Genomic DNA, 8,169 nt, shown 5'->3' on the forward strand with positions numbered 1-8,169 from the left:
GGCGCCCAGTCGCGGATCCGCCGTTGCCGTCGGTCCGGTTTCGGTGCCGCGGACCCGTTCCCGTGCGGCTTCCTGAGGGCCCGCTCGTACGACATCGGACGCCTGTGCCTGCGGTGCCGTACGCCGCTCACCACAGATCGCCCTCCGCGATGCGCTCGATCCGCGTCCGCACCACGGTGAGTGTGACCTCGGCCGGGGCTTCCCACTCCTGGCGTCCGTTCGCCCGCAGCCACACGTGGCCTTTGCGGATGTCAGTCACCAGGGCGCGGTGCCCGTCGCCGTATTCGACCTCATCGCCGACCTGCGGCCGTTGGGTGCTCATCGCGTTGCCTCGATCGCCGTCGGGTCCGTCGTCCATTCCCGGCCGCCGCCCTTCGGGGCCAGCCATGCCACCGGTGGCGCGTCCGGGATCCGGAGCGCCAGCCCGGGGTTGCTGTCCTTGGGATCGGGGGCGATGGCCCGGAGGATTCCGATGAGGTCGCCGTGGGCGTGGTCGATCACCAGACGGCCGAGCAGCGGGTGCGACCAGTGCCCCAGTCCGAGGGGCTGTGCAGTGTGGGTGGTCATAGGTGCCTCGTCGTGGTCGAGGGACGGAGGAGGTGGGCGGACCGTCCCCGACGCGGTGGGCAGGGGCGGGCTGCTGCGGCTCTCGAACCCGGTTGCAAGCAAGCCGAGTTGGTGCCGACAACCAGTGAACGGTTACTGGGCGTTGTGTAACCATCACGCATGCGGCCAGTGCATACGGATATGCGCTGAGCGGGTACGGGCAGGCGCCCGAAGCCGCAAGGACTCGTAGCGTGAGGGGTGTGCCGTGAACTGGCAGACGGGACCGATCCGGGACGCATCCCGGGCAGGCGACTACGGACGGGTTGTCGAGCTGGCTCGGACACAACGACGCATGACGCAGACGCAACTAGGCGAGTCGTTGGGTCTGTCGCAGTCCGCCGTATCCCGTCTGGAGAAGCGGGGCACGAGCGCATACAGCACGGACATCCTGACGGCGGCGTCCGCACATCTCGGGATTCCGCCGGAGTTGGTGGGACTCGCGGACGGTCGCCCACATGGTCAGTTGAACGGTGACAACGTGTACCGACGAAAATTCCTCGGTGGAGCCGTGGCGGCGGCCGCGGCCCCCGCACTGGCCGGTCTGCCCGCGGCCGCGGACGAGACCGGGGGGCGGGCCGCCGCCCTGCGCTTGAGCACGTCCGCGTATCGCAGACTCGACGGCTCGACTCCATCTCGGGACCTCGCTGAACCTGTGCACGCGCATATGCGCCTCATCCAGACCATGACACGGGACGCTGCCCGGGAGCGGCGAACACTGCTCGCCGCCGTCGGGAGCGAGGCTGCCAGCCTCGCCGCGTGGCTGTCGTGGGACATGGGGGACTTCGGCAGCGCCCGCACCTGGTATGGCTCGGCGATCAAAGCCGCCCGTGCGGCCGGTGACCCGCTCCTGACCGCCTACCAGACCGGCAGCCTGGCCCAGTTCGAGGCGCATGCCGGGAACGCCGCCCAGGCTCTGAACCTCACCAGGCGGGCGCGGCAGGCCCTCAGCGAACGGTGCCCGGCCGTGGCCGATGCATGGCTGTCCTCGGTCGAAGCCCTCGCCCACGCGGCGGGAGGTGACCGGCGGGACGCCGACAAGGCTCTGACCGCGAGCCGGGCGGCGGCCGAATCGCTGCCGGAGGAACCACCCCCGTGACCATGGGTGTTCACATTCGACCCGGGGAAAGTGGCTGCCTGCCGGGTCACCTGCGGGGCCCGGCTCGGCCTCCCCGAATGGGTGTTGTCCGATGACGTCGACGCTCTGGCCACCGGGCACGCAAAGCAGCGAGCACTGTTGGTGCTGGACATCGCCGCCGGGCATCTCGCCGGCGGACGGATCGAGGCCGCGTTCGCGCTCGCCTCGCGCGCACTGGATACCGGGCTCCAGTACCGTTCCGGTCGGATCGTGGAGAGAGCGCGTGCCGTGCGCCGGTGCTTCACCACGGCCGCGCCGCCCAAGGTAGTGCGGGATTTCGACGAGCGCCTACACGGCGCGTACCTGTAGGAGAGGCGCACATGCGGGTGGGGATCACAGGGCACCGCGGGCTCAGTGCCGAGGTTGAGCAGCGGGTGAGAGCGCTCCTCGCGGAGATGGTGAGCGAGTACGACCCGGCGGAGCTGGTCGCGGTCTCGTGTCTCGCGGACGGCCCGGATGCCTGGTTCGCGGAAGTGGTGTTGCGGCGCGGTGGGCGGCTGGAGGCGGTAGTCCCGGCCGCGGAGTATCGAGCGGGACTGCCGGACTGGCATCACCCGGTCTACGACGGCCTGATGCGCCGGGCGGCCGACATTCACGAAACCGGCCTTGTCACCTCCGACTCCGCCGCGCACATGGCGGGCAGTGAGACTCTGGTCGGTCTGGCGGACGAGCTGCTGGCGGTCTGGGACGGAAAGTCGGCGTGGGGCTACGGCGGAACGGCGGACGTCGTCGCCTATGCCCACAGGACTGGGACGCCCGTGCGGGTGCTGTGGCCGGAGGGAGCTACTCGCTGACCTCGCTGATCAGCAGTCGTATCCAGGCGGCCCGCCCCCCCCCGGAGCCGGGGTGGGGCGGGGGCGGGTAGGGACAAATCGACCCGATGCGCGATGATGGAAAGCCCGCGGTCAATGCCGCCCGCATCGAGCAACGATCAGCCGAGAAATCGGCGAGAGGTACGACCCATGGCAGCGCGCATATTCCTGGCCAGGCACGGGCAGACCGAGTGGTCCCTTTCCGGCAGGCACACCGGCCGTACGGACATCCCGCTTCTGGACGAGGGCCGGCGCGGCGCCAAGCTGCTGGGCGAGCGGCTGCACCGCGCCCCCTGGGACGGTCTGCCGGGCGTCGAGGTCCGCACCAGCCCCCTGGTGCGCGCGAAAGAGACCTGCGAACTGGCCGGTTTCGGCGACCGGGCGCACGAGTGGGACGCGTTGATGGAGGTCGACTACGGCGCGTACGAGGGCCTGACACCGGCCGAGATCAAGGCCGGCCGGCCGGACTGGCTCATCTGGCGCGACGGCGTGCCCGAGGGGGAGACGCTCGCCGAGGTCGCCGCGCGGGCGGACGAGGTCGTCGCCTGGGCGCGGTCGGCCGACCGCGATGTGCTGGTCTTCGCCCACGGCCACATCCTGCGCGCCCTGGGCGCCCGCTGGCTGGGCCTGGACATCTCCTTCGGCGCCCGGATCCGGCTGGAGCCGACGTCCCTGTCGGTGCTCGGCTGGGCCTACGGTGAGCCGGCGATTGAGCGCTGGAACGACACCGGGCACCTCGGCTGACGGAGCCGCCGGCGGCCGCGCCTCAGGCCTGCTGACGGGCCGTCGGGGCGTCCGCCGACTCCGCGTGCCGCGCCAGGAACCCGGCGACCGGAGCGCTGTCCCGGTAGGCCCGCAGCCTGCGGGCCGTGCCGTCGAGCATCGTACGGATACGGGCCGAGCGGACCTGCTCCAGCAGCGCCAGCACCTGCATCCCGGCCACGGCGGCCTCCTCCGGCGCACCGGAGGCCGCCAGATCGGCCGCGAGCTCCGCGGTGAACAGGGCGATGTTGCGGGTGAAGTGCGGATCCTGCAGAGCCACCGCCCGGCGGGCGTAGTCCGCCGCCCGCTCCGCGTCGCCCAACGCCGCCCAGCACTGCGCCTCCAGGCCCGCCAGCTCGGCCTCGCCGTAGAACGTCATCCACTCCGGGTCGCCGTCCCGCGGCCCGACCGCGAACAGCCGCTCGGCCCGGGCCAGCGCCTGCTCACAGCCGGCCCGGTCCGAAAGCCCCGCCCAGCCGCCCGCCTCCCGCAACGCCAGCAGCGACAACAGCCGCGGTGAGGCGAGCTGTTTGGCGGCCTGCTGCGCGGCCTGCGCGGCGCGCACCGCCTCGCGCGGCCGGCCGGCATCGCGGGCGAGAAAGGCCGTATTGCAGAAGGCGTGCGCCTCCAGGGCGGCATCGCCGCAGACCCGGGCGGTGGCCAGCGCCTCGGCGTAGTGCGAGCGGGCGTCGTCGAAACGGCCCGAGTCGTGCGCCAGCCATCCGACGGTGATGGCGAGTTCACCCGCCCCGGCGTGCAGCCGGTCGGAGACCGAGCGGCGCTGCACATCGGAGTCCAGCAGCTCGTAGGCGGCGCGCAGCGGCTGGGTGGCGCGGCGGTAGATGCCCTCCGCGCCGTGCCGGTCGTCCAGCAGTCGGATCTGGCGGACGGCTTGCTCGACGGCGGTGGCCTCGGCCGCACCGGCCCGGCCACCGGGCGGCGTACGCGGGCCCGGAAAAGGGGCGGATGTGGCGGCGGCAGCGGCCTCGATGGGGTGCAGGGCGGCAATGCCCAGGGCTGCCGCCGGGCCGCCGGTGATGAACGCGCGACGCAGCACGTCGCTCTCCTCGCAGATCTGGATACAGGTATCGCGGTGGTCGGGGTCGGTTGCCAGGGGCACGGCGCTGACCGCCGCCGTACGCGCCCCCCGTCCGCGTACCGCCTCGCGCGGCGCGAACCCCATGTCGGGCAGCGTCAGCCCGGGGAACATGTGCCGGAACACCCGCTCGTAGGCGTAGTTCGGACACCGGATCTCCCCGGACTCGACGCGCCCCACATAGCGGGCGTCGCACGAGACCTGCTCGCCGATCTCACGGGCGGACCGTCGGACCGCCGCCGCGAACTCGCCGGGTGACAGCCGGCCGCGCAGCTGTCGAAAGGCGATGTTCGGGCGAGCGGGTACGGTGCGGGACGACGCTGATCTTGCTGCTGGCGACGCCATGGCGGACCCTCTCCGTGCCCTCTCCGTGCCATCTTGTGGCGATGCCGCTCCTGGCGGTGCGGCGGGACGACCGTACCGGCTGTGACGGCTCCGATACGCACAGTTTGGCTACAAATCGGATGTCTCGCGCGTGATCTGCCATGAACTGCCATCCTTTGCAGCGTTACGCCGCCGTAGCTGTTGACGCGCCTGACCGTTGAACTCGGTGTAAAGGGTGGCGCGTGCAGGAGGAGGGGTTCTCCGTGTGGGAGACCGGCGTGAGCAGGGGCGGCAGCGGGTCCGCGGGCCAGGCCGGCGGCGGGCGGGGGCAGGTCGTCCCGGGCGGCGGGGCACCCGTCGTGGTGGCACAGCCCTGTGACCTGGTCACGGTGCCCGCCCGGCAGGGGCTGGAGGCCGTGGACATCCTGCGGCTGCGGGACGGCGTCGGCCCGGTCCTGCACGACGGTGCCTGCGACACCCTCGGCTTTCTGGTGCCCCCGGGCACGGCGGACGGCTGGGACGTGCCGGGCAGCGCATGCACCCAGACCTACGGGCGCGGGATCGCGCTGGGCGCACTGTGCGACGAAGGGGCCACGGTGGAGCCCCCGGTGACCGGCACCGGCTGGCTGGTGTCCCCGGAGGGCGCGGGCACCGCCGCCACCGACCCCGCCGTGCTGCGGGCGGCGCTCGGCGAGGCGGCCCGGACGATCGAGGCCGTCGACCGCTGCCAGTGAGCGCGTGACCTGTAGGACCTGACCTGCAAGACCTGACTCGTCAGACCTGATTCCGCAAAGGGGCCGCCCGGGGGCGGCCCCTCAGGCGTGGGACGGGGCGCGACCCCGTCAGTGCGCGGGTTCGCCGGCCGTCGTGTCCGGTGCGGGACCGCTCGCCGCGACCGGTACGCCGTTCCTGGCCGGGCGGGGAATGGTGGCGGTGCCGCGCCGGTCACCGAGCCGGCGCTGTACGCCGCGCAGCAGCCGCGCCGCGGTGAAGGCCGCGCCGTACACGAAGCGCATCGACGGGCCGTACGACGGCGCGGTCAGCAGCCCCGCGAAGAACAGGCCGGGCCAGGACGATTCGAAGCCGGAGCTCAGCTCGGGGGCGCGGCTGCCGCCCACCGTCCGCAGCGTGGTGCGCACCCGCGGGTGGAGCAGCCGCAGCCGGCCGAGGTCGGGTGTGAAGCCGGTCGCCGCCACCACATGGTCGGATTCCAGGGTCTCGGTGCGGCCATCCGTATGGGTGAGATGGAGCCGTACCCCCTCGCCATGGGGAGCCGCGGCCCGGATCCGGTGGCCCAGCAGGACCGGCACCGTGGGTTCGAAGCGCTCCCGCAGCCACCAGGCGCCGGCCGGGCCCAGCGCGGTCTCCGCGATCTGCACCCGGGTGGCCGAGGGCAGCCGGCGCACCGCCCAGGGGATCTCCGACCACACCCAGTTCGGCCAGCCGGTGCCCAGTCCGCAGTGCGGGTCGCGCAGCGCGCGCAGGAAGCCGCGCTCCAGCGGCTGCGGCGCGGTGTTCCAGTGCAGCCGGTCGGCGCGGGCCACGACGCGGGGCCGCGCGCCCTGTTCGGCCAGCAGGGTCGCGGTCTCCAGCGCGGCCTGTCCGGAGCCGATCACGGTGACGTCCTGGTCGGCGAAGCGGCGCAGATCGCGGTGGTCGCTGCTGTGCGAGGCGAGTTCCGGGGGCAGTTCGAGCAGCGGCCAGGGGCGGTTGACGAACGGCATCACGCCGACGGCGAGCGCGACGTTCCGGGCCGGGATCAGCTCCCCGGTGTCCGTCTCGACCTGGAAGCCGTCGTCGTCCGGGCGTACGGCGGTGACGGTGACCTCCTCGATCCGGGGCACCGCCCGCTCGCCGAACCATCTGCCGTACGCGGTGAAGGTGTCGAGCGGCAGCGGGACGCCGTGCTCGGCGGTCAGGTCGTGGGCGGCGCAGTAGTCCGCCAGGGTGTGGCTGCCGGCCGGGTCGGACAGGTTGGAGGACCAGGGCTCGGACTTGAGGAGCATGCCGTCGGGCATGTGGTCGCGCCACGATGCCATCGGCCGGCCCAGGACCCGTAGCCGCAGTCCGGCCGCCGCCGCATGCGCGGCGATCGAGAGTCCGTAGGGGCCGGCGCCCACCACCACCAGGTCGTACATGGATGTTTCCTGCTCTTTCTCATCGTGCGGTCGTCAATGTCAGGGCCCGCTGCCGTCACGGCTGTTGAGGCACGGCGAGCGGCTGCGCGGGCATCGGGCGGGCCGGGCGCGGGGAGCAGATAACGGCCCAGCAGCCGGCCGGCGAGCCGGGCCGCGGCGATCGCGCCACGGTCGTCCAGGGGAAGGAGGACGGCCGGTCTGCCGATGCCGTCGGAGATATCGCGCAGCATGTCGAGCAGCGGGGCGTACGCCACCGTCCCGGCCGGGAGTTCGTATGCCCGGTGCAGATACCGGGACCGGCCCACCGGACCGCGCGCCGATTCGACCACGGCATGGACCTCGATCCCCGCCCGGCCCAGTGATCTGATCGCGCCGAGGGTGCCGTGATGAAAGGGATGGGGATCGAGGCGGAGCAGCAGTACGGGCACATCGGTATCGAACGATGACATGGTGGGGAAGCCTTCACTTCGATGGACCGTGTGGGGGACGGAATGCGCCGATGGGCTATCTCGCCGCCGGTCCTCTCGTGTCCACCGTCGGCCGCACCGGCGGCAGCAGTGGCTCGGCGGTACGGACGTCCGGGTCGGCCACACCTATCTGCCCGGAATCACCTGCACCGCTCCGGGTCGCGGCACAGCGTGGTCGTCATCGCACGGCTTCCCCGGCCGCCGGTACGGCCCCCGAGGCGGCCGGTGCCGGCGCCGGGACCACCCCCGCGCACCCGGCCGAAAGCCCTGTCTGCTGTCGCTCCCGCGGCCGTACGAGCAGCAGCAGCCCGCCCAGCAGACCGCCCGCGCAGCCGCCCACCCCGATGGACAGCGGCACGGACGGGGAGACCGGGTCGGCCGGCGCCGAGGCGCGGGAGAGGACCAGGAGCGCGGCGCCGGTGCGGGCGGCCGTGTCGTTGCCGGTCCGGGTCAGCGAGCGGGCCACCGCGTTGGCGAGCTTCGCCGAGGTGCGCGGATCGTGCGCGGTGCCGGTGATCTCGATCACCGGGGCGTCCGGCGAGGCCGTCGCGCGCACCCCGACGCGCAGCGCGGCAATCGGTACGCCGAAGGCCTGGTGTGCGTCGGTGAGCACCTCCCCGCCGGTCGCGACCCGGCCGTAGGCCTGCGTGAGGCCGAGCGCGCCGGCCGGGTCGGAGCCTTTGGCGGGTACCACCACGACATAGCTGGTCGCGGCGTACCGAGGCGGCTCCAGCAGCCCGTACGACGCGCCGCCGGCCGCGCCGAGCAGCGCACACAGCGGCAGCGGCCACCAGCGCGGCAGCCGGCGCAGCCGGGCCCGCAGCCGGCC

10 protein-coding genes are annotated in these 8,169 nt (G+C 73.1%); 5 read left to right on the forward strand and 5 right to left on the reverse strand.

All coding sequences use genetic code 11. The features are described from left to right. Positions 1-127 precede the first annotated feature (127 nt). Together DY245_RS07295 and DY245_RS07300 are read right to left on the reverse strand one after the other, a co-directional pair. On the reverse strand, positions 128-322 hold the full coding sequence (locus DY245_RS07295; protein WP_128504719.1) for a hypothetical protein: 195 nt from the start codon (positions 320-322) through the stop codon (positions 128-130). Next, positions 319-567: a hypothetical protein gene (locus tag DY245_RS07300; protein WP_128504721.1), complete on the reverse strand. Its 249-nt coding sequence runs from the start codon at positions 565-567 to the stop codon at positions 319-321. Before DY245_RS07300 ends, DY245_RS07295 begins: the two co-directional genes overlap by 4 nt. 244 nt (positions 568-811) lie before the next feature. Here DY245_RS07300 and DY245_RS45945 point away from each other — a divergent pair, with 244 nt between their 5' ends. The 4 genes from DY245_RS45945 (at position 812) to DY245_RS07315 (ending at position 3,297) form a co-directional block, all read left to right on the forward strand. Continuing rightward, positions 812-1,702, forward strand: a complete 891-nt coding sequence (locus tag DY245_RS45945; protein ID WP_483409811.1) for a helix-turn-helix domain-containing protein — start codon at positions 812-814, stop codon at positions 1,700-1,702. A gap of 6 nt (positions 1,703-1,708) precedes the next feature. After that, positions 1,709-2,050, forward strand: a complete 342-nt coding sequence (locus tag DY245_RS45950) for a hypothetical protein (RefSeq protein WP_244942890.1) — start codon at positions 1,709-1,711, stop codon at positions 2,048-2,050. An 11-nt stretch (positions 2,051-2,061) separates the two neighbouring features. Continuing rightward, positions 2,062-2,535, forward strand: coding sequence for a hypothetical protein (locus tag DY245_RS07310; protein WP_128504723.1), 474 nt, complete (start codon positions 2,062-2,064; stop codon positions 2,533-2,535). Between the two features lie 168 nt (positions 2,536-2,703). Continuing rightward, positions 2,704-3,297, forward strand: coding sequence for a histidine phosphatase family protein (locus tag DY245_RS07315; RefSeq protein ID WP_128504725.1), 594 nt, complete (start codon positions 2,704-2,706; stop codon positions 3,295-3,297). Between the two features lie 22 nt (positions 3,298-3,319). On the opposite strand, the gene DY245_RS07320 is transcribed toward DY245_RS07315, so the two are convergent. After that, on the reverse strand, positions 3,320-4,756 hold the full coding sequence (locus DY245_RS07320; protein WP_128504727.1) for an NsdA family TPR-like regulatory protein: 1,437 nt from the start codon (positions 4,754-4,756) through the stop codon (positions 3,320-3,322). 221 nt (positions 4,757-4,977) lie between these two features. On the opposite strand from DY245_RS07320, the gene DY245_RS07325 reads away from it, so the two are divergent. Continuing rightward, positions 4,978-5,469, forward strand: coding sequence for a hypothetical protein (locus DY245_RS07325; protein WP_244942891.1), 492 nt, complete (start codon positions 4,978-4,980; stop codon positions 5,467-5,469). Positions 5,470-5,577: 108 nt separating this feature from the next. Here DY245_RS07325 and DY245_RS07330 read toward each other — a convergent pair whose 3' ends face one another. After that, on the reverse strand, positions 5,578-6,873 hold the full coding sequence (locus tag DY245_RS07330; protein ID WP_128504729.1) for an NAD(P)-binding domain-containing protein: 1,296 nt from the start codon (positions 6,871-6,873) through the stop codon (positions 5,578-5,580). A gap of 645 nt (positions 6,874-7,518) precedes the next feature. Next, positions 7,519-8,169: YveK family protein (locus tag DY245_RS07335; protein WP_128504732.1), on the reverse strand; the 651-nt coding region annotated here is incomplete at its 5' end.

This window comes from Streptomyces inhibens (assembly GCF_003389455.1).
GTDB classification, from domain to species: domain Bacteria; phylum Actinomycetota; class Actinomycetes; order Streptomycetales; family Streptomycetaceae; genus Streptomyces; species Streptomyces inhibens.